At 39.9% G+C, this 19,478-nt stretch carries 22 protein-coding genes; 12 read left to right on the forward strand and 10 right to left on the reverse strand.

Going from position 1 to position 19,478, the window contains the following annotated elements; translation table 11 throughout:
* Window positions 1-22: 22 nt before the first annotated feature.
* The 3 genes from C6Y03_RS15085 to C6Y03_RS15095 all read right to left on the reverse strand — a co-directional run bounded on the left by C6Y03_RS15085 (window position 23) and on the right by C6Y03_RS15095 (window position 2,138).
* On the reverse strand, window positions 23-754 hold the full coding sequence (locus tag C6Y03_RS15085) for an NAD-dependent protein deacylase (RefSeq protein WP_375567667.1): 732 nt from the start codon (window positions 752-754) through the stop codon (window positions 23-25).
* Between the two features lie 29 nt (window positions 755-783).
* The gene (locus C6Y03_RS15090; RefSeq protein ID WP_060595874.1) at window positions 784-1,872 is read right to left on the reverse strand and encodes a mechanosensitive ion channel family protein; all 1,089 of its coding nucleotides are present in this window, start codon (window positions 1,870-1,872) and stop codon (window positions 784-786) included.
* A 164-nt stretch (window positions 1,873-2,036) separates the two neighbouring features.
* A complete protein-coding gene (locus C6Y03_RS15095; protein ID WP_008359843.1) occupies window positions 2,037-2,138 on the reverse strand; it encodes a YhdX family protein in 102 nt (33 codons plus the stop codon).
* 306 nt (window positions 2,139-2,444) lie between these two features.
* On the opposite strand from C6Y03_RS15095, the gene C6Y03_RS15100 reads away from it, so the two are divergent.
* From C6Y03_RS15100 to crcB (C6Y03_RS15110), 3 genes are read left to right on the forward strand one after another with little or no spacing between them, the layout of a single operon-like run.
* The gene (locus C6Y03_RS15100; RefSeq protein ID WP_066031101.1) at window positions 2,445-3,161 is read left to right on the forward strand and encodes a glycerophosphodiester phosphodiesterase; all 717 of its coding nucleotides are present in this window, start codon (window positions 2,445-2,447) and stop codon (window positions 3,159-3,161) included.
* A gap of 5 nt (window positions 3,162-3,166) precedes the next feature.
* Window positions 3,167-3,562 carry a fluoride efflux transporter CrcB gene (gene crcB, locus C6Y03_RS15105; protein WP_060595870.1) on the forward strand — a complete coding sequence of 132 codons (396 nt, stop codon included), beginning with the start codon at window positions 3,167-3,169 and terminating at the stop codon, window positions 3,560-3,562.
* Window positions 3,563-3,928 carry a fluoride efflux transporter CrcB gene (crcB, locus tag C6Y03_RS15110; RefSeq protein WP_060595868.1) on the forward strand — a complete coding sequence of 122 codons (366 nt, stop codon included), beginning with the start codon at window positions 3,563-3,565 and terminating at the stop codon, window positions 3,926-3,928.
* Here crcB (C6Y03_RS15110) and C6Y03_RS15115 read toward each other — a convergent pair.
* Together C6Y03_RS15115 and C6Y03_RS15120 are read right to left on the reverse strand one after the other, a co-directional pair.
* Window positions 3,925-4,317: a hypothetical protein gene (locus C6Y03_RS15115; RefSeq protein ID WP_060595866.1), complete on the reverse strand. Its 393-nt coding sequence runs from the start codon at window positions 4,315-4,317 to the stop codon at window positions 3,925-3,927. The two genes, crcB (C6Y03_RS15110) and C6Y03_RS15115, sit on opposite strands and share 4 nt — an antisense overlap.
* A gap of 89 nt (window positions 4,318-4,406) precedes the next feature.
* On the reverse strand, window positions 4,407-5,789 hold the full coding sequence (locus C6Y03_RS15120) for a hemolysin family protein (protein ID WP_060595863.1): 1,383 nt from the start codon (window positions 5,787-5,789) through the stop codon (window positions 4,407-4,409).
* Window positions 5,790-6,123: 334 nt separating this feature from the next.
* Between C6Y03_RS15120 and C6Y03_RS15125 the strand changes: the two genes are divergently transcribed.
* Window positions 6,124-6,564, forward strand: coding sequence for a MerR family transcriptional regulator (locus C6Y03_RS15125; protein WP_034620022.1), 441 nt, complete (start codon window positions 6,124-6,126; stop codon window positions 6,562-6,564).
* 58 nt (window positions 6,565-6,622) lie between these two features.
* The gene (locus C6Y03_RS15130) at window positions 6,623-7,954 is read left to right on the forward strand and encodes a hemolysin family protein (protein WP_012009419.1); all 1,332 of its coding nucleotides are present in this window, start codon (window positions 6,623-6,625) and stop codon (window positions 7,952-7,954) included.
* Between the two features lie 39 nt (window positions 7,955-7,993).
* Here the strand turns inward: C6Y03_RS15130 and C6Y03_RS15135 are convergent, their stop codons facing one another.
* On the reverse strand, window positions 7,994-8,596 hold the full coding sequence (locus C6Y03_RS15135; RefSeq protein WP_034663683.1) for a lysophospholipid acyltransferase family protein: 603 nt from the start codon (window positions 8,594-8,596) through the stop codon (window positions 7,994-7,996).
* A 372-nt stretch (window positions 8,597-8,968) separates the two neighbouring features.
* Here C6Y03_RS15135 and C6Y03_RS15140 point away from each other — a divergent pair, with 372 nt between their 5' ends.
* Genes C6Y03_RS15140 through C6Y03_RS15150 form a run of 3 tightly spaced genes read left to right on the forward strand, consistent with a single transcriptional unit; the run spans window position 8,969 to window position 10,789 of the window.
* Window positions 8,969-9,460 carry a sigma-70 family RNA polymerase sigma factor gene (locus C6Y03_RS15140; protein ID WP_003211938.1) on the forward strand — a complete coding sequence of 164 codons (492 nt, stop codon included), beginning with the start codon at window positions 8,969-8,971 and terminating at the stop codon, window positions 9,458-9,460.
* The gene (locus tag C6Y03_RS15145; RefSeq protein WP_034663685.1) at window positions 9,453-10,511 is read left to right on the forward strand and encodes an anti-sigma factor; all 1,059 of its coding nucleotides are present in this window, start codon (window positions 9,453-9,455) and stop codon (window positions 10,509-10,511) included. The genes C6Y03_RS15140 and C6Y03_RS15145 overlap by 8 nt, the downstream gene beginning before the upstream one ends.
* Window positions 10,499-10,789: a hypothetical protein gene (locus C6Y03_RS15150; RefSeq protein ID WP_034663689.1), complete on the forward strand. Its 291-nt coding sequence runs from the start codon at window positions 10,499-10,501 to the stop codon at window positions 10,787-10,789. The genes C6Y03_RS15145 and C6Y03_RS15150 overlap by 13 nt, the downstream gene beginning before the upstream one ends.
* A 140-nt stretch (window positions 10,790-10,929) precedes the next feature.
* Here C6Y03_RS15150 and C6Y03_RS15155 read toward each other — a convergent pair whose 3' ends face one another.
* On the reverse strand, window positions 10,930-11,763 hold the full coding sequence (locus C6Y03_RS15155; protein ID WP_034663692.1) for a C40 family peptidase: 834 nt from the start codon (window positions 11,761-11,763) through the stop codon (window positions 10,930-10,932).
* Between the two features lie 353 nt (window positions 11,764-12,116).
* Here C6Y03_RS15155 and C6Y03_RS15160 point away from each other — a divergent pair, with 353 nt between their 5' ends.
* On the forward strand, window positions 12,117-13,481 hold the full coding sequence (locus C6Y03_RS15160) for an alkaline phosphatase (protein WP_106039571.1): 1,365 nt from the start codon (window positions 12,117-12,119) through the stop codon (window positions 13,479-13,481).
* Between the two features lie 48 nt (window positions 13,482-13,529).
* On the opposite strand, the gene C6Y03_RS15165 is transcribed toward C6Y03_RS15160, so the two are convergent.
* Together C6Y03_RS15165 and C6Y03_RS15170 are read right to left on the reverse strand one after the other, a co-directional pair.
* Entirely contained in the window at window positions 13,530-14,954 is a 1,425-nt protein-coding gene (locus tag C6Y03_RS15165) for a SpoVR family protein (protein WP_376745155.1), read from the reverse strand.
* 67 nt (window positions 14,955-15,021) lie between these two features.
* The gene (locus C6Y03_RS15170) at window positions 15,022-16,221 is read right to left on the reverse strand and encodes a globin domain-containing protein (RefSeq protein ID WP_106039572.1); all 1,200 of its coding nucleotides are present in this window, start codon (window positions 16,219-16,221) and stop codon (window positions 15,022-15,024) included.
* Between the two features lie 184 nt (window positions 16,222-16,405).
* Here C6Y03_RS15170 and C6Y03_RS15175 point away from each other — a divergent pair, with 184 nt between their 5' ends.
* Together C6Y03_RS15175 and C6Y03_RS15180 are read left to right on the forward strand one after the other, a co-directional pair.
* On the forward strand, window positions 16,406-16,837 hold the full coding sequence (locus tag C6Y03_RS15175) for an Rrf2 family transcriptional regulator (RefSeq protein WP_034663719.1): 432 nt from the start codon (window positions 16,406-16,408) through the stop codon (window positions 16,835-16,837).
* Between the two features lie 159 nt (window positions 16,838-16,996).
* Window positions 16,997-18,472, forward strand: coding sequence for a catalase (locus C6Y03_RS15180; protein ID WP_106039573.1), 1,476 nt, complete (start codon window positions 16,997-16,999; stop codon window positions 18,470-18,472).
* 239 nt (window positions 18,473-18,711) lie between these two features.
* On the opposite strand, the gene C6Y03_RS15185 is transcribed toward C6Y03_RS15180, so the two are convergent.
* Window positions 18,712-19,092 (reverse strand): YqzG/YhdC family protein, encoded by a 381-nt coding sequence (locus tag C6Y03_RS15185; protein ID WP_106039574.1) that lies wholly within the window; start codon window positions 19,090-19,092, stop codon window positions 18,712-18,714.
* Between the two features lie 128 nt (window positions 19,093-19,220).
* Between C6Y03_RS15185 and C6Y03_RS15190 the strand changes: the two genes are divergently transcribed.
* On the forward strand, window positions 19,221-19,469 hold the full coding sequence (locus tag C6Y03_RS15190; protein ID WP_024426598.1) for a YhdB family protein: 249 nt from the start codon (window positions 19,221-19,223) through the stop codon (window positions 19,467-19,469).
* Window positions 19,470-19,478: the final 9 nt, after the last annotated feature.

Below are 19,478 nucleotides of genomic sequence, written 5' to 3' on the forward strand. Positions count from 1 at the left end.
TGGATGCGGGGTCTTTGATGATTTATAAAGCTTTCACGAGATCGCCAATTCGCTCATGAAAGACAAGATCAAACAGTGGATCGTATTCTGTTTCACTCAAATTCATCATCACCTTGAAGATGGAAGGATTTTGAGCGGCATCTTCTGGAATATATCTTGCTGGCGCCACTTCTAGGGAAGTCCCCATGACGAGCAGAAGGTCCGCTCGCTGAAGTGATTTCTCTACTTGATCAAAATGTTTGATCCTGTCTCCAAAAAGGACAACATCTGTTTTCAGCACACGCCCACATGTCCGTCCGTCTGAGGAAACCTTTAGACATACAGGCACTTCTTCTTGTAATAAATAAGGCAGTTCATATGTCGCATGACACGATGGGCAAGTAGCTGTTTGAATGGAGCCGTGGAGTTCATATACATGCTGGCTTCCTGCTTTTTTATGCAAGCCATCAATATTTTGGGTGAAAATATCCACATGTTTTCCTTGTTTCTCAAGGCTGGCTAAAAAGGTATGTCCACTATTGGGCTCGTACTCTCCGCTCATTTTCATCTGAAACAATTCCTTGAATTTCGGCCAGAATTGCTGAGGGTGTGATAAAAAGTAGGACCGGCTCATCGCCTCCATGCGGGCGGTGTCTTCAGTCCATAAGCCGCCCGTTGATCTAAAATCGGGGATACCTGATTCCGTGCTCATACCCGCACCTGAAAGTACCATAATATGTGAAGCCTGCGTTAATTTCTCGCTTAGCGCTGCCACCTTTGTTTGATCCACTCACCATTCCTCCTTTATTCACCCAGCTGTTTTTCGCCTTTTTGTTTCATATAAATGGTCTGTCCAGGGAAGGCAAATTCTACACCTTCTTGATGGAAGATATCCATGATACGGTAGTTAATGTCCTGTTTAATATCAAGGTTTTCAGCCCAGGCCGTCGTGTTTGTGTAAAAGTTGAAAAATAAATTCAAATAACTGTCTGCCAGTACATCGAGATTTACCATGATCGTCTCCTTGTGCACCCCATCATGTTCATAAAGCATTTGTTTGAGACGTTTGATGCATCGGTCAAGATTTTCCTTTGGTGTATTATAGGATACACGTACGGAAAACGTAATTTGGCGTTTATTCATTCTCGTCCAGTTCGTGATAGGTTCCTTTGAAAGCGTAGAATTCGGAACTGTCACAACAGCTTCAGCAGGTGTTCTAAACTTTGTGCTTCGAAATGTAATGTCCTCGACAGTTCCAAGAACACTTGGCGTCTCCACAAAGTCACCCATTGTAAAAGGCTTCTCTGTAATGATGACGATCCCTCCAAAAAAGTTCGCCACCGTATCCTGGGCAGCAAGCGCAAAGGCTAGACCACCTAGACCAAGACCTGCCACAAGTCCATTTACATCATAATTAAATTCTTGTGCAATGACACTAATACTTAGTGCAATGATAATGAAGCGAAGTACCTTTGATAAAAACGGTGCTAAAATATCATCCATTTCCAATTCAAATTTCGAATTTACTTTTTGAAATAAGAAAGAAGAAGCTGCGGTTAAATTACAAAGCCCCCATGTCAGCATCAATATAATGGAGGATCTATATAATTTGACGATGACATCCATATGATGCTCAAAGTATGGTGCCTGTCTTAACGCAAAATATAACCCAAGTGCGACAAAAAACAGTCTGGCTGGCTTTTCGAAAGCCACAACAATTTGGTTAATGACCTCCGTTTTAGACCGATTGGTCAGCCTAAAGAGAAGATGAAATAAGTACTTCGTAAATACTTTCCGAAGCAATAAAAAAAGCAATAAAATACAAAGGCTAATACCGATTTGGATCGCAACATCTACTGTAAAATATGTATCCATCCATTTTTGTGTAATCATGTTTGTCTCTCTCCTTTAAAACAATCCTCTCTAGTTTATAATATAACCTTCGTTTATGTCCTCTCATAAATGTCTGACCTCTATATAAAAAGCCTCGGGACCAGTCCCGAGGCATGATGTTCAATTATGAAATTTTGGCTAGAGACATATCGACGGGCAGCAAACTACTTTTTCTTCTGAGCCTGATCAAGGAGAGTCGCTTTAAACATTTCAGCATCCGTTTCGACCTTAATACGTTCTTCCACTCTAATTCTCCCTTTACCCAATCATCTCGCCTCCTTTTCATCATTATAAAACATCAGAATTTTCAGTCAACATGACGAAAGCACTAATATTTTGGCGAACGCTGACGATTTGGACAAAATTGATCGAAGAAAAATTGATGTACTTCAGATTTACTCAATCATGGCTTGGGATATTCCTGCAACTTTTCACATTTGAATCATCATACTTTCTTAGCAATGCGATTCACCATTACATACAGCTCTTCTTCCCTCCATATAGTAAAGAAGGAAAAACGGTAAAGCATTTGATATGATAAGACCAGAACTTATGTCAGGGAGCTGGAGCATGTGTATATTATCGCGCATAGAGGGTCATCAAGTGCTGCCCCAGAAAATACAATTGCCGCGTTTGATTTAGCTGTTCAGCAGGGTGCAGATTATATTGAATTAGATGTACAGCTCACATTGGATCAGCACGTAGTCGTGATCCATGATGATACAGTTGACCGAACGACGAACGGAAACGGTTTAGTCAAAAGCTATACACTTGATCAGCTGAAAAAACTGGACGCAGGAAGCTGGTTTGACCAGCAGTACACGAATGAACGAATTCCAACATTACAAGAAGTTCTTGAGAGATACAGTCAGCGGATCGGGATATTGATCGAGATCAAACACCCAAGACGGCAGATAGGAATTGAAAAGGCAGTTGTCGACATCATCAATCGGTTTGCCTATTCTCGTCATATCATGATTCAATCTTTTGATGATCATGCACTTCAAAGAATCAAAGCTTTCGCCCCTTCTCTTCGAACAGCTTTGATTATAAAGCCTACTGCATATAAACTGGCGAAAAGAAAGTTAACTGCATACAGCTCGTTTGCTGATTGTCTTAATATGAAGAAAACGCTGATCAACAGATGGTGGATAGACCGCATCCACTCATTCGGGATGGATGTGTTTATATGGACTGTGAAAGACCAAAAAACAGCCGATCGGATCAAAAAATATCCCGTTGATGGAGTGGTGACGGATCACCCGCCATTTTTTCTAAAGGAGAAATGATGTAAATGAAAGCGTATCTTGCTGTATTTATAGGCGGACTGCTTGGGACACTTTGCAGATATGAACTAAGCCAATCGATTGTCAGCCAAACATTCCCTTATGCAACGCTAATCGAAAACGTAACAGGTAGTCTGCTTCTTGGTTTTTCAACAGGATATTTTATGTTCCAGAAGGGAAAAAAATATCTTGCCGCTTTGATCGGAACAGGATTTTGCGGAGGTTTTACGACAATGTCCACTTTTTCTAAAGAAACGGTTCTTTTATTACAGACTGGGCAATTCACCTCAAGTGTGATCTACATCCTGCTCTCAGTCATTGCCGGAGTAGCCGCTGCCTTATGTGGACTGATGCTTGCTCAGCGGCTCTTTCATCAAAATAAGCAGCAGAGAGGAGGCAGATAAATGATCGTTTTATATACAGCTGTTGCCGGCGGGATTGGCAGCGCCCTTCGTTTTTTCATTAGCCAATTAATACAGAAAACCAAGTCTCATGCTCGTTTCCCGTATAGTATTATTCTCATCAACTTATTAGGTGCTGCCGGTTTAGGTATACTGACAGGTGCCGTGACTGCCAATCATCCGCTGCTTATGATCATTGGAACAGGTTTTTTCGGTGGCTTTACAACATTCTCTACGTTTAGTGTAGAGTCTGCGACCATGCTAGAGCAGCGGCAAATCGGAAAACTTGCTGTCTACTTATTGATGACGATCATCGGGTCTTTCTGTCTCTTTGCTGCGTTCTATCAAATAGGACATCACCTTTTTTAAATATTGGTAATGGCGGCTAAGCTGATGAGCAGTTGATCCATGAGCTGGCGCTTCATTAAAAAGAGTGTTTTTTCACTGTAGCCGATTTCCATCGCACATTTGGCCATCCGCCAATCTCGAAAATATTTGTAATCGATGAGCTGCTGCTCTATTTCATCCAACTCTTTTAATGCTGTTTTAATACATGCAACGATGAGTTCATACTGATTTTTTTGCTCTTCTAACTTCTTCCGTGTCATGTGATCCAGATGATGCGGGCTTCTTTTTTCAAGCTGTCTTTCGATATTTAAAATCGCTGCCTGGTAATTTTTGAAATTCTTCAAATGAAACTCAATACGTTTCATTGAGGTTTTTTTCTCTGTGATACTTGCTGTTTCATACCAAAGCATGTCCATCCCCCTCTATCGAACATTTGTTCTTATTATAACTCGAACAAACATTCGTAAAAAGAGACTAAATACCTAAAAAAACCTTGAGCTTATTTTTCGCTCAAGGTCATTTCATTTACTAACAGCGGCTCTTTTATATCAAGCCCAGTGCGTGCATTTCCTTTTTCTGATGATATGACGCCTTTCTTCAGGTCGATCTTTTTAACATAGCGTCCATCCATCTCCAAGACCTTCATCCGAATATCATCAAGATAAATGGATTGTCCTTCTCGGATATCAATATTCTCTTTTAAGATTAACCCGCCTATTGTATCAATTTCTTCATCATGATATGACATTTCGATCAAATCTTGAACTTCATCTAATCTTACTTTGCCATCTAAAACATAATGATGATCGGCTCTTTTTTGAATAACCGGCTGCTCATCTTCATCGAATTCATCTCGAATATCTCCAACAATCTCTTCTAAAATATCTTCTGTTGTGACAAGTCCAGACGTTCCGCCATATTCGTCGGTTAAAATCGCCAAATGCATTCTATCGCGCTGCATCTTGACGAGAAGCTCCTGAATAGGAATCGTGTCAATGACCTCAATCACTGGATATATATAATCTTGAATCTTCAGTTGATCTTTTTCTCCTTGATACACAAGATCTGCAAAGAGCTGCTTTTTGTTCAGCATGCCGATGACATGGTCTTTATCCCCTGAAAACACGGGAAAGCGTGTATACTTTTCCTGCGTCATGATGGAGAGGATATCATCTAGCGGCATATCTTCTGGAATGGCACAAATTTCTCTCCGCGGTACCATGATCTCTCTGGCAATTCGATTATCAAAGTCGAAAATCTTGTTCATATAATTATATTCTGATGGGTTGATTTCCCCATTTTTTAAGCTCTCAGATAATAAAATCTTCAATTCCTCTTCAGAATGGGAATGTTCTTTTTCAGACCCCATATCGATGCCCATCATTTTGGTTAGAACACGGGCTGACCCGTTTAACACATAAATGAAAGGGAACATCAGGATATAAAATGCATGCAGCGGGCCTGACAGCCAGAGCGTCATTTTTTCCGCCTTTTGAATCGCAAGCGTTTTTGGTGCAAGCTCACCGACGACTACATGCAAAAAGGTAATAATAGAGAACGCAAGTGTTGCTGAGATCAGGCTGATTGCTGAATCAGGAATGTTTGTCAAACCAAAACCTCGAACCAAAAGTTCTTTTACAGCCGGCTTACCAATCCACCCTAAACCAAGGGATGTCACTGTAATACCGAGCTGACAGGCTGACAAATATTCATCTAGCCTTGATGTCACCTTTTTCGCCACGATGGCCTTTTTGGACCCTTCGGCAACAAGCTGATTAATTCTTGAACTTCTCACCTTTACTATGGCAAATTCAGATGCAACAAAGAAAGCTGTTAAAGCAATCAAAACACCAACTATACTCAGATTAACAATATCGTCCATTTAACCTTGCTCTTTCTTAGAAGAACAAGGAGTCACCTCCTGATTGATGATGTTATATTTTGCAAAACGGTTAACTGATTAAATAAGACTACATTGAGGGCCCCACTTAACCACCTCCGGTTCACGTATAAATCCGCTTCTCTACATATATATGAAACGGTATTCATTTTATCTTACCATAAATAATCTGAAAATTCCTGTATCACTATGTTAAATTTGACAGGACAATCTAGACTGAGAAATCCCTCTCTAATGTTCATATCGGCAGGAAATATGAACAATTAACTTGTATTTCAGACTCGAATTATATTAAACTATTTTCATAAACTATAACGTGACGGTTAGGAGGAGATGTTCAGATGGGGCTGAGAAAAAGTATCGTATTGGTGAACTAGCACAGATTGCACAGGTGACGAAACGAACTGTAGATTATTATACAAATCTAGGTTTGCTTGCGCCTGTTAGATCTTGCTCAAATTATCGTTATTACGATGAACATGCTTTAAAACGATTACAATTAATCGTTCTTTGCAAACAGCAGAGATTGGCTCTTTCTGACATCAAATCCAGATTAGATGAACAATTCCCTTCTCAAAAGGAAGATCCTGATGAACTTGTCCATTTAACCTCTGATATCGATCGGATGAACGAGCATATGGACCGCATTTTGGTACGTTGTAAGCAGCTTCAGCCAGAACAACGTGAAAAATTAAAAGAGCAGCTTACACCTGAAAAGATGACGGCTGTCCAATCATTTTTACTGCTGTTAAGTTAAAATTTTTACTAAACAGGAGGTGTTACCTTCGTTCTCAAAGTCAGAACGAAGGCCTTAATTGGACATAGTTAATTTACTTATAGTTGCTTTGCTTATAGCTTTAACCGCATTTTTCGTAGCATCAGAGTTTGCGATCATTCGCTTAAGGAGCTCAAGAATTGATCAGTTAATCGCAGAAGGTAATAAAACAGCAGTTGCTGTCAAGCATGTCACGACTCACCTTGATGAGTATCTGTCGGCCTGTCAGCTCGGTATTACCATTACCGCCCTTGGTATTGGTTGGTTAGGGGAAGAAACAATTGCGCACATGCTTGCTCCACTATTTGTAGAGCTGTCCATTCCTCAATCAGCTAGTTCTATTGTCACTTTTATTATTGCGTTTAGTATTATGACGTTTTTACACGTTGTGGTTGGAGAACTTGCACCAAAAACACTCGCCATTCAAAAGGCGGAGCAAGTATCTCTTCTTTTTGCTAGACCGCTCATGATTTTTTACAAAGTGATGTTCCCGTTTATCTGGGTATTAAATGGATCTGCTCGTTTGTTAACAAAAGCGTTCGGTCTTCAGCAAGTTTCTGAGCATGACATGGCGCACTCTGAAGAAGAATTGCGGATTATTTTATCAGAGAGCTATAAAAGCGGCGAAATTAACCAGTCTGAATTCAAATATGTAAATAAAATTTTTGAATTTGATGACCGTCTGGCGAAAGAAATTATGATTCCTCGTACTGAAGTTGTCAGCTTCCCTCATGATATTACCATTGAGGAAATGCTGAAGGTGACCAAGGTAGAGAAATATACACGTTATCCAATTGAAGATGGCGATAAAGATAACATGATTGGTGTTCTAAACATTAAAGAGGTTCTCACTGCCTGCATTAGCGGTGAGTGTTCTACAAGTGATACAATCGAAAAGTTTGTCAACCCGATTATTCATGTGATTGAAACAGTTCCTGTACATGATTTATTGCTCAAAATGCAGCGTGAACGTGTACACATGGCGATTTTATCAGATGAATACGGCGGTACAGCAGGTCTTGTGACTGTAGAAGACATTCTTGAAGAAATCGTCGGTGAAATTCGTGATGAATTCGATATTGATGAAATCAACGAAGTTCGTAAACTTGGAGAAGACCATTACATCTTTGATGGAAAGGTTCTAGTTGACCAAGTCAACCTGCTCTTAGGTACGCAGCTTGATAACGAAGAGGTCGATACGATCGGCGGATGGTTCCTTACACAGAAATATGAAGTTGAGAAAAATGACACCATTCGTGAACAAGGCTATGAATTTATCATTAATGAAGTCGATGGACACCATGTGGTATATATCGAAGTCAAAAAGTTAAATGAACAATTAGCAGAAGCCGCTGAAGAAGGCGCTTCTTAAGAAAAAAACGACCCTTGCCAAAGCAAGCGGTCGTTTTTCTTATGCCTTTTCCATTAATTGAGCTTCAAGTTCTTTAATTCTCGTGTTTAATACTTCCGTCATGGCACCTAACCGTTCTTTTGGCGGCAGATGCTCAAATTCTGACTGCTCAATCGGTTCACCGATAATTAAGCGCATTTTCCCCTTTTTGAAAAGACTTTTCGCATTGGACGGTCCTTTGTACGCTGCTGGAACGATTGGCGCTTTACCGAGCTGGGCAATGGTGACCGCACCTCTTTTTAAAGGTACATCCTCTGTTGTACGTGTTCCGCTTGGAAAAATCCCGACGATCTTTCCCTCTTTTAATAATTTAATGGGCGTTTTAATACTGCTTGGCCCAGGATTCTCTCGATCAACTGGAAAGGCATGAATCTTCTTTAAAAATCCACCGATCCATTTATTTGCAAACAATTCTTTTTTCGACATGTAGTGAATCTCAAACGGAAGAATCCCTGCGCCTAATGCAAGAACATCCACAAAACCCTCATGTGTACATGCAATGACAAACCCCCGATCCGTTGGCAGATTCTCTTTTTGATATACTTTGATTCCGCCTCGGAGAGAAAATAATACTTTGATGGTATAGCCTGAAAATTTATACATAGTGCACTTCCTTTGTTTGAAGAATGAAGGATTTGTTTCTATTATAACAAATTTTTTATTACCTGGTACTAAAAATTTCATGAAACAGCCAAACCATCACATCATTTTTCGTTAAGAATCACCGTTCTTTCTGTATCCAGGTCCATGGTTTTAGGAGAGAATAGAAGAGGAATTGTGTCCAAATTTGTCGTTTTTTAAGGTTTTTTCCTGATTTGTTCTATTGAAAATGCTTTATAAATGGCGTAAATTTCGCTATGATAAGGAGAAATGATTTTGATTCGGCGAAAGAGATGAGTAATGTACGGTATTGAGAAGTTTCGTGCAACTTTATGCCTTTCTTATGCGTGTATAACATAGAGGGGAGAAAAATCAGTGACGATCGATGAAATTTATCAAATGTATATGAACGATGTTTACAGGTTTCTGCTCTCCATGACAAAAGACAAACATTTGGCAGAAGACTTATTGCAGGAAACCTTTATGCGTGCTTATATACATATTCATTCCTACGACCATAGCAAAGTGAAACCTTGGTTATTTCAGGTGGCACGAAATGCTTTTATTGATTATGTCAGGAAACATAAAAAAGAAGTGACCATATCGGATGATCTAATTGGCGGCCTTTTACAAACGTCTGTACAAAGCCCTGCTGAACAGGTTGAAATAAAAGAAGTCCTCAACATGTATTTAGAGCAGCTTCCAGATAACTACAAGGAAGCGTTGACATTGTATTATTTAAAAGAACTGAATTACAAGGAAGCATCCAAGGTCATGAATATTACTGAAGCAAATTTTAAAAGTGTTTTATTTCGTGCAAGGCAGCGCCTAAAAGCACTTTACAACAGAGGTGTTAATGATGAATGAAGAGTTTAACAAGCGATGGGAACAATATAATAATGGTGAGATGAACGAGGAAGAAATGATGGCGTTTGAAGAAGAACTTGAAGAAAACGAAAAACGCTTAAGTCAGGAACTGAACGACTCGGATTGGACAGATTTTTCCATCAGTCCTGAAAAGCAAAAAGCCATCTTACAATACGGAAAAAGAAAGTCTTATTTACGGATTTCCGTGCTTGCTGTCATATCGACACTCATTATTTTACCGCTTTGTACATTAGGAAGTTATCTATACTACGGTGTGGGCGGAGCAGAGAGCAAAGGGAATCACTTCATGGAAACAGCCGCTGTCACCGTCGCTTTGACGAAACCAAACGTGGCGATTGATATGAAGGATTTAAAAGGCCAAGTCAAGCTTTTTGGGATGAACACCGAATTGAAGCTGCAAAAACAAATTGGCAATAAAACAGAAGCCATTGGCAGTGAACAAATCGAGATGTTTTTCGATAAATTAAAGCAGCCTACCATCTCTTATTATGGTGACAGCGCACGCGATACGGAGGATTTCTTTACCCATCCTTCGGCGCAGCCAGATGCATCAAAAAAACAAACACTCACTACTTTAGACAAGCTTCCTGAAGGAACAGTCAGTGAAGTGTATGTATCCTATGACAAAGCTTATACACCAAAGGACGTTTATTCCTTTGCTAAAAAATATGATATGAAAGTGCTCTGGAATGCGATTAAAACAGAGGATTCATTAAGCGGGAATCAGCGGCCAATCGGCTTCCCTGGGAAAGACTCTGAATTCTTAAAAGAGCTTCAGCACACATCAAAAACAGAGGTAGATCAATTTAAAGATGCCCTTGCTTATGTCGATCAGCACCCAACCTGGGCAAAAACGATCTCTGGCAGACCTGAACTGGATCTGTCAAACCGAATACGCTATATCAACCAAAATGGTGTCACGATTTATGGCTCTGTGATCACAGGTCCTTCGAAAGAAATCGAGAAATTTGTGAAGACAAAACGCATTAAAACGGCAAAAGTGAGCGAGGTGGAATTATGGAATTGGTAAGAATTTTTAAAGAGCATAATGTATTTGGCTGGATTTCCGTCGGTACAGCGATATTATCCCTGCTCATGCTGAACCTCGCCATTATCAGCAACGTGACATTTTATTCTTTTCAGATGCTTCCTTTTGCAATGGCCGCAGTTCCATTTGGCATTATTGAACTGTTCATTAAAAAAGGCCGTACGGGCCCAGGGTTCCTTGGTGTCGTACTGAATATCTTTGTTATTGTTTGTGTCTACACCATCGTATCGATCGATGTCGATCTTCAATTAGGTTTTTAAATCTCATTAGATGAATAGCCAGTGTTACTTGACTAACGCCAAGCAGCACTGGCTTTTTGGTGTTTTCTTAAATATACCCAACGGTAAGTCTACAGCGCAAATAAAAAAAGACTGCTTCATAAGCAGTCTCTTAGAATAAATTAGTTCACAAATGTTTTCGCTCCAAGGTAAATCGGCTTCCAGTAGCTTGAATTCATATTACTGATCGTCACACCATCAGAAGCAGCATGAATAAACTTGTTGTTCCCAATGTAGACACCCATGTGAGATGGACCCGATTTATATGTTGTAAAGAACACAAAATCGCCAACCTTTGGTGTTGATACGCTTTTCATTGATCCCCAGAAACCTTCAGTTGTTTGTCTTGAAATCTTTTTTTGTTTGTTAATGATATACCACATAAATCCGCTGCAATCAAAGCCCTTTGGTGTCGTTCCACCCCATCTATATGGTGTGCCATTGTGCGCTTTAGCATCTGCTACAAGCTTAGACGTGTTTAAAGAAGAAGCAGAAACTGTTTTTTCTTTAACAGGTGTTGTCTTCACTTTTTTAGATGTCTTTTTGACCTTTAGCTTTTGCCCAATTTTGATCAGGTTTGTTTTGAGTTTATTTAACGATTTCAGCTCTTTTACAGTCATGCCGTACTTTTTGCCGATTTTAGATAATGTATCACCTTTAACAACTTTATGAGTAGCTGTCGCTGACGCCGCTTTTACTTTTGTTGTTGTTTTTGATGTTTTCGTAGTTTTTTTTGAGGAAGTACCATTTACTTTTAAAGTTTGTCCAACATAAATCGTGTTAGATTTCAGCTTATTATCTGATTTAATCTTGCTCACACTTGTTTTGTATTTTTTCGCTAGAACAGAAAGAGAGTCACCTTTTTGAACTTTTACTGATTGTGCTGAGGCAGCTCCGGCAAATAATGTCGTCCCAAGTAGAACTGCACTTGCAGCTGTGATCAATTGTTTTTTCATTTGTTCCTCCTGTATGTATCTATCGTGATCCGAATTTTATCTACTTACTATTATAAGGATCAAATACCAGAAGAAATAGTCTTGACTTCCTACGACATTATGCTTATTAATTCGGCAAAATTTATTTTTTTTTAGGGTTCTTTATATTTCATTTTCATTACACAATCATGACAAAATAAACGCATCTTGTCATGGATAAATGATACATTCATTTCTCTTTTTGGTCCATTCTATGTAAAGTGGACCTTTACAATTTTAAAGTGAACTTTACGATCCTGTAAATGGGAATCCACAATTCTGCTCTACCATTGTAAACGTAAGAGCGATACATAAACAATGAGGAGGCAAAATGAATGAGTGTGTTGAAAAGCTCGAAAACGAAAATCGCTGCAGTAGCGGCAGCATCTGTGCTATCGATTGGCATTTTTTCAGGGATTGAATTTGGACAGGCTGACAAAGCAGAGGCTAAAAAGAAGCCAAAAAATGACGTGCAAAATGTGATCGTGCTGATCGGGGATGGCATGGGAACTCCTTATCTTTCAACTTACCGTTCATTTAAACACAACGGAGACCTTTCAAAACAAACAGCGTTTGACCCTTACCTCACTGGCATGCACAAAACATACCCTAACGACTCTAAAAGCAATATCACCGATTCTGCCGCAGCTGGTACAGCTATGGCAACTGGTAAAAAGACTTACAACAATGCGATCGGTGTAAATAAAAACGGCAAAAAATTAAAAACAGTTCTAGAAGAAGCAAAACGGAAGGGAAAATCTACAGGTCTTGTCGTGACCTCTGAATTAACAAATGCCACTCCTGCTGCGTATGCGGCTCACGATGTATCGAGAAAAAACACAGCAGCCATCGCTGATGATTTCTTCGATGAAAAAATCGGAAAACAGCATACAGTCGATGTCATGCTTGGCGGAGGTCTTGTCGATTTTGTCCGGAAGGATCGTGATTTGACGAAAGAATTCAAGCAAGCCGGATATGATTATGTCACCAATAAAGATGCCTTACAAAAAAACAAAAATCAAAAGGTGCTAGGCATTTTTGCTGACGGTGGTCTTGATAAAGCGATTGATCGTGATAAAAAGACCCCTTCCCTGCAAGACATGACGTCCTCAGCCATTAAACAGCTGTCTAAAAACAAAAAAGGATTTTTCCTTATGGTTGAAGGCAGCCAAATTGACTGGGCTGGACATGATCATGATATTGTCAGTGCAATGAGTGAAATGAAGGATTTTGAAAAAGCATTTGAAGAAGCCATTCGTTTTGCAAAAAAGGATAAAAATACGTTAGTCATCACCACTGCCGATCATTCAACTGGCGGACTTTCCTTCGGAGCAGACGGCTCGAGCAGCTGGGATTACAAACCGGTAAAAGCAGCGAAAAAGACGCCTGACTTTATTGCAAACAAAATTGTCAGCGGCATGCCTGTTGAATCAGCGCTGAAACAATATATCGATCTTGAATTTACAAAAGAAGAAATAGCCTCCATTCAAAAGGCTTCTGAAACAAAGGATGCTGTTAAAATTGATGATGCGATTGAAGAAGTGATCAACATGAGATCACATACAGGCTGGACAACATCAGGTCATACGGGTGATGAAGTTCCATTCTTTGCATATGGCCCAACAAGCCAAAAGCTAAAAGGTCTGATGGAAAACACCGATCAAGCAAAACACATTTTCAAACTGCTGAAAAACCAATAAAACGGGCAAAAAAGATGTCTGCTAAGAGACATCTTTTTTTGGTCTTTTTTAAGCGAGATATTTCCTATGAACCCCTTTTCCATCATACGAAAACATGACTTCTTTTCCTTCAAGAACTGACTCGATATGCACACTTCTTCCCCATAGCTGATGCAAATAAGGGAGTACTTTTTCTAAGTATTTCAGATCAAGTTCAATGCCTTCATACCAATGTTTTATATAGAGTTCATTGTTTTTCAAATAGTCGCCATCCATCACGGTCAAATAAGGAAAGCCGCCATTGACCCTCATGCTGACTAGCTGATCACGAACAGCCTTCCATTCTTTATCGATGACTTTATAGTCTCTCCCCTGCTTTTGAAACAAGTACAAATCTTCTCTCATCACAAGGTCTTTTGTTAAGTAATTTCGAATAAAGGAAATATCTGATTCAATTTCCCTGACTTCAAACATTTTGCTGCGGCCCGATCCTTCTGTCACCCCTGCTTTTTTTAATTCTTCACATGGGTTGTCATAGCGCTCTTCGATATCTTCAAAAATCTTCAGACCTAAATAGTAAGGATTGATGCCTGTTTTAGATGGCTGCACCACGCCTGCATTTAATTTGGCAAATTCAATCGATTCACTTGAATCTAAATCAAGCTCACGCATAATCCGCTGATGCCAATACGAAGCCCAGCCTTCATTCATAACCTTTGTTTCCAGCTGCGGCCAAAAATAGAGCATTTCCTCCCTCAGCATGGTGAGGACGTCCCGCTGCCACGGCTCTAGCTCCCGGGAGTGCGCCTCAATAAAGAGTAAAATATCTTTTTCCGGCTTTGGTGGAAATTGTTTGACGATTTTCTTTTTCTCATGCGTCTTCGGCTCATCCATTCCCCACAAATCATCATACGGCGTCTGACGTTTTGGTTTATCATCTTCATATTCTTCTTCATCGTCCATATTCCAGCTTAGTTTTGAACGAACAAGAGACGGATCAATATGCTCCTGTAGAGCCAATACGGCGTCTAAAAAGGATTCCACTTCTTTTGTTCCATGAAGATGCTCATATTCTTTGATCCGCTCTGCCGCTGCTGACATGCTTTCTACCATGTCTCGTTTTGTGTTTTGGAAACGGCAATTATTTTTGAAGAAATCACAGTGTGCCAGTACATGAGCCACAATTAATTTATTTTGAACAAGCGTGTTGTTATCAAGTAGAAAGGCGTAGCAAGGATTTGAATTGATGACCAGCTCATAAATTTTGCTTAACCCTAAATCATAATGAAGCTTCATTTTATGAAATTGCTTCCCAAAGCTCCAGTGGCTGAATCGTGTTGGCATTCCGTATGCACCGAACGTATAAATAATTTCCGCGGGACAGATTTCATACCTCATCGGATAAAAATCTAGACCAAATCCTTCTGCAATTTCTGTAATTTCATCAATGGCTCTTTGTAAAAGACGTTTTTCAGATACGCTCAAGGAAACCATCCCTCCTCATCGGACTTATCCCTACTATATGAGCGCACCTAAAAAAACATGATGTTCCGCCATTCGTTTAGACGACTTCCATTTCTTTCGTGGATTGCCCGCCGAATGACTCGAAATGAATATTCTGTTCTGGAATTCCCAGCTCTTTTAGCATGTGAATCATCTCCTGTGTAAACACCGGGGAACCGCATAGATAAAATTGGCCTTTCCCTTCTCCAATCACTGATTGAAGGAATGGACGGTCAATGCGGGAAGCTGCCTTCTCAACAAGCTCACCCTTACCAGGCTGCGCAAATTGTTCATTACATAAGATGATGCGGCCATGAGAAGCTGCAGCTAGAACGCGTTCAAATTCATTTTCAAAAGCAGTTACATCCTCTAATCGATCTGCATGAATCATCGTAAATGGCTGGCTGTTTTGCGCTGCTGTTTTCATTAAACCGATCATTGGTGTGACACCAGAACCAGCACTAATAAAATAAACAGGCTCTTTAGTGTCTTCTTGCAAACAGAACATTCCCTGTGGCATACTCACTTGAAGAACGTCCCCTTCTTCCATTCCATCATGCAAAAATGTAGACACATGACCATCACGCTTTACTGTAATGCGGTAATAAGAAGGATGATGCTGATCTGATAAGCTATATTGTCTGCTGCACATATAAGCTTCACCCGGCATATCTGCCTGTACCGTAACATATTGGCCTGCTTCATACATTGGCAGCTCTGATTCATCTTCTGGTACTAAGTAAAAGGAGATCAGCGATGAAGATTCCTGTACCTTTTTCTTAATCACAAACGGCTTCACATCTGCCCATCCGCCAGTTTGCTTTACATTCTCCTCCATCATTTCTGCTTCAATCGTGATAAAAATATTTGCAATAATGTCATATGCGGCCTTCCAAGCTAAAAGCGTGTCATCTTTTTCCGTTAAACCAAACACTTCTTTCATCGCTTCAATGAGGTGATATCCGACGATTGGATATTGCTCTTTTTTGACCATCACACTGACATGCTTATGGGCAATCTGTTTGACCGCAGGAAGTAATTCTTCTAATCGATCGATGTGCAGTGCTGCTTGATATAGTGTCACAGCAAGCGCCTCTGGCTGACTTCCGTTCATGAGGTTTGTTTGATTAAATTGATTGAGTAGTTCTGGGTGCTGCCGAATCATATTTTGATAAAAAACAGTCACAAGTTTGGTTCCCTCAGCTTTTAATAGAGGGGCTGATTGTTTAATGGCATTCATTTGATCTTTAGATAACATCGTCATTCCTTCTTTCAAAAAGGTGTATTTTAAATACATCTTTATCGTAATGGATGACAGCTTATAAAAGCAATATTTATAATACATGTTTTAAATGTTGTCACATTTAACACTTTCTCGAACAGTTTTTGTCTAAAATGTGTTACGATGATACAAAACTCTATCAGGTTTAGAGGTCGTCAAAATGAAACTAACGAATTATACAGATTTCTCATTAAGAGTACTCATTTATTTAGCATCAAGAGAAAACAATGAACTGTCAAATATTCAGCAGATCGCCGATGTTTATGGCATTTCTAAAAATCATCTGACAAAGGTGATTTATCATCTTGGAAAACGCGGGTATGTGGAAACGATCCGTGGAAGAAATGGCGGGATTAGGCTTGGGAAAAGCCCAGAAAGCATTAATATTGGAGAAGTTGTCCGTTATACTGAGGATGATTTAGTCATGGTTGAATGCTTTGATTCAAAGAAAAACAGCTGTATCATCTCTCCGATTTGTTCATTAAAGCATGTACTTCATGAAGCACTTACTGCTTACTTACGCGTTCTTGATCAATACACATTAAAAGATTTAACTCAAAACAAAGATGCTCTTAGAGAGCTCCTCCTTTAGGCGAAAGAATTCTATTCTTTCGTCTTTTTCTTTACCTTCTTGTAATAATAATTAATTTAAAATTATTATAAATAAATATTGACTATCAGGTTTGATTTAATATAATTAGGGTATATAGATTACTAGAAATCATTTTTTTGTTTACAGGAGGAGAAAAGAATGACAAATTCAAATCATAAAAATTTGACAACGAATCAAGGCGTGCCTGTTGGCGATAACCAAAACTCAAGAACAGCTGGTCACCGCGGACCTACATTTCTTGATGATTACCATTTGATTGAAAAACTTGCACACTTCGATCGTGAACGTATTCCAGAGCGTGTCGTTCATGCAAGAGGCGCCGGCGCTTATGGTGTGTTTGAAGTTGAAAACAGCATGGAGAAACATACGAAAGCTGCCTTCTTAAGTGAAGAAGGAAAACAGACAGACGTTTTTGTTCGCTTCTCAACAGTTATTCATCCTAAAGGTTCACCTGAAACATTGCGCGACCCGCGCGGCTTTGCTGTCAAATTTTACACAGAAGAAGGTAACTATGATCTAGTTGGTAACAACTTGCCGATCTTCTTTATACGTGATGCATTGAAATTCCCTGATATGGTTCACTCTCTCAAGCCAGATCCTGTAACCAATATCCAAGATCCTGACCGTTATTGGGATTTTATGACCTTAACACCTGAATCCACTCATATGCTCACATGGCTCTTCTCTGATGAAGGAATCCCTGCGAGTTACGCTGAAATGCGCGGTTCTGGTGTGCATACATTTAGATGGGTCAACAAATATGGAGAAACAAAATATGTGAAATATCACTGGAGACCTTCAGAAGGTATTCGCAATTTATCTATGGAAGAAGCAGCAGAAATCCAAGCGAATGATTTCCAGCATGCGACAAGAGACTTGTATGACCGCATTGAAAATGGCCATTACCCAGCATGGGACTTATATGTCCAGCTGATGCCGCTTAGCGATTATGATGACCTTGACTATGATCCATGTGATCCAACAAAGACATGGAGCGAGGAAGATTATCCGCTTCAAAAAGTAGGACGCATGACACTCAACCGCAATCCTGAGAACTTCTTTGCTGAAACAGAGCAATCTGCTTTCACGCCAAGTGCACTTGTTCCAGGAATCGAAGCATCTGAAGATAAACTGCTTCAAGGCCGTCTGTTCTCATATCCTGATACGCAGCGTCATCGTCTTGGTGCAAACTACATGCGCATTCCGGTGAACTGTCCTTATGCACCAGTACACAATAATCAGCAGGATGGCTTTATGACAACGACTCGTCCAAGCGGTCATATTAACTATGAACCAAACCGTTACGATGATCAGCCAAAAGAAAATCCTCACTACAAAGAAAGTGAGCAAGTTCTTCACGGTGACCGTATGGTGAGACAAAAAATTGAAAAACCGAACGATTTCAAACAAGCTGGGAAAAAATATCGAAGCTACTCTGAAGAAGAGAAGCAAGCATTGATCAAAAACCTAACAGCTGACCTGAAAGATGTAAATGACAAAACAAAATTACTTGCGATCTGCAACTTCTATCGTGCAGATGAAGACTACGGACAACGATTAGCCGATTCACTTGGTGTGGATATTCGCTCATACCTTCAAGGAAGCATGAAATAATTGATCCGTAATGAGCCCTCTTCATAAAGTGGGGCTGATATTGTTGACAAAGGGTTAAAATGATCTTTATTTTAACCTTTGTCTTCTTTTCAGCGTGATAGAAAACCTTTGCAGTCTAGGAAGGACGAGTACTGGCGCGGAGCAAATTTGACATTCGTGAGCACCGGCACGCAGGACTGACACCGAATGCGAGGGTTTGTCTACACGCTGGAGCACCTCTTTATTAGAGGTGCTTTTTTTTATAGCCGGAATACGTTAATACTAATCAAATGACCGGTCACCGGTTGAAAATAGATTTCTGCATGTGCGGCAAAAAGCGTTGAACCTTCCTTCACGGTGACACGAAACACATCTTTTGTCTGATCTTCATTTACTTGTGTACGCCCAATATATTGATAATCGTTTAAAGCGGCGCCTTCATATTCCTCTTGCAACGCTGTGTACGCAAGTCTTTCCCAATTTTCAGGCTGCATCGCTGCATTTGTTGCAGGATAGATCATGAAAATGCCATACAAAACCATTCCTGCTGCAAAAGGCATCCACCATTTCGGCTGCATAATATCATTGATCTCACTTTCATGTATATTTTGTTTATGTTTTGCTGGTCGATCCTTTTTCATACATGAAGCATTTATTCAGCCTAAAATTCCCGGTACATGATTAATGCGGACACCAACTTTTCCCCTGAAAATGTCGATATGTTCCGAGCAAACTAATGAGGACTTCTCAAGGGAAAGGAGAAGGTTTGATGAATGTGGCGGATTATGATAAAGCACTTTATTATACGCATCGCTCGCAATGGGATAATTTACTTATTCTTATGGTACGTACGCAAGATGACTTGCTCTCGAAACGTATTGAGCATTTCTTACACGCGTATCAATTTAACCGGAACGATGCTGATGTTGAAAAATGTTTATATGGGCTCCTGCAGTACATTGACCATGCTTCAGAGGCTGCTGCTTCTGAAGTTTATTCACAACCGATGTACACATAAAGAAAAAGG

Origin of the sequence: Bacillus sp. LNXM65 (genome assembly GCF_002998575.1) — a bacterium.
Taxonomy (GTDB): Bacteria; Bacillota; Bacilli; order Bacillales; family Bacillaceae; genus Bacillus.

What these genes read in the sequence shown, in the direction of transcription:
- C6Y03_RS15170 (WP_106039572.1), bottom strand. Translation starts at nt 16,221, where the DNA reads ATGTTATCTAAAGATCAAATGAATGCCATTAAACAATCAGCCCCTCTA.
- C6Y03_RS15115 (WP_060595866.1), bottom strand. Translation starts at nt 4,317, where the DNA reads ATGCTTTGGTATGAAACAGCAAGTATCACAGAGAAAAAAACCTCAATG.
- C6Y03_RS15180 (WP_106039573.1), top strand. Translation starts at nt 16,997, where the DNA reads ATGACAAATTCAAATCATAAAAATTTGACAACGAATCAAGGCGTGCCT.
- C6Y03_RS15135 (WP_034663683.1), bottom strand. Translation starts at nt 8,596, where the DNA reads ATGTATAAATTTTCAGGCTATACCATCAAAGTATTATTTTCTCTCCGA.
- C6Y03_RS15155 (WP_034663692.1), bottom strand. Translation starts at nt 11,763, where the DNA reads ATGAAAAAACAATTGATCACAGCTGCAAGTGCAGTTCTACTTGGGACG.
- C6Y03_RS15145 (WP_034663685.1), top strand. Translation starts at nt 9,453, where the DNA reads ATGAATGAAGAGTTTAACAAGCGATGGGAACAATATAATAATGGTGAG.
- C6Y03_RS15175 (WP_034663719.1), top strand. Translation starts at nt 16,406, where the DNA reads ATGAAACTAACGAATTATACAGATTTCTCATTAAGAGTACTCATTTAT.
- C6Y03_RS15160 (WP_106039571.1), top strand. Translation starts at nt 12,117, where the DNA reads ATGAGTGTGTTGAAAAGCTCGAAAACGAAAATCGCTGCAGTAGCGGCA.
- C6Y03_RS15165 (WP_376745155.1), bottom strand. Translation starts at nt 14,954, where the DNA reads ATGGTTTCCTTGAGCGTATCTGAAAAACGTCTTTTACAAAGAGCCATT.
- C6Y03_RS15185 (WP_106039574.1), bottom strand. Translation starts at nt 19,092, where the DNA reads ATGAAAAAGGATCGACCAGCAAAACATAAACAAAATATACATGAAAGT.
- C6Y03_RS15090 (WP_060595874.1), bottom strand. Translation starts at nt 1,872, where the DNA reads ATGATTACACAAAAATGGATGGATACATATTTTACAGTAGATGTTGCG.
- crcB (WP_060595870.1), top strand. Translation starts at nt 3,167, where the DNA reads ATGAAAGCGTATCTTGCTGTATTTATAGGCGGACTGCTTGGGACACTT.
- crcB (WP_060595868.1), top strand. Translation starts at nt 3,563, where the DNA reads ATGATCGTTTTATATACAGCTGTTGCCGGCGGGATTGGCAGCGCCCTT.
- C6Y03_RS15190 (WP_024426598.1), top strand. Translation starts at nt 19,221, where the DNA reads ATGAATGTGGCGGATTATGATAAAGCACTTTATTATACGCATCGCTCG.
- C6Y03_RS15150 (WP_034663689.1), top strand. Translation starts at nt 10,499, where the DNA reads ATGGAATTGGTAAGAATTTTTAAAGAGCATAATGTATTTGGCTGGATT.
- C6Y03_RS15120 (WP_060595863.1), bottom strand. Translation starts at nt 5,789, where the DNA reads ATGGACGATATTGTTAATCTGAGTATAGTTGGTGTTTTGATTGCTTTA.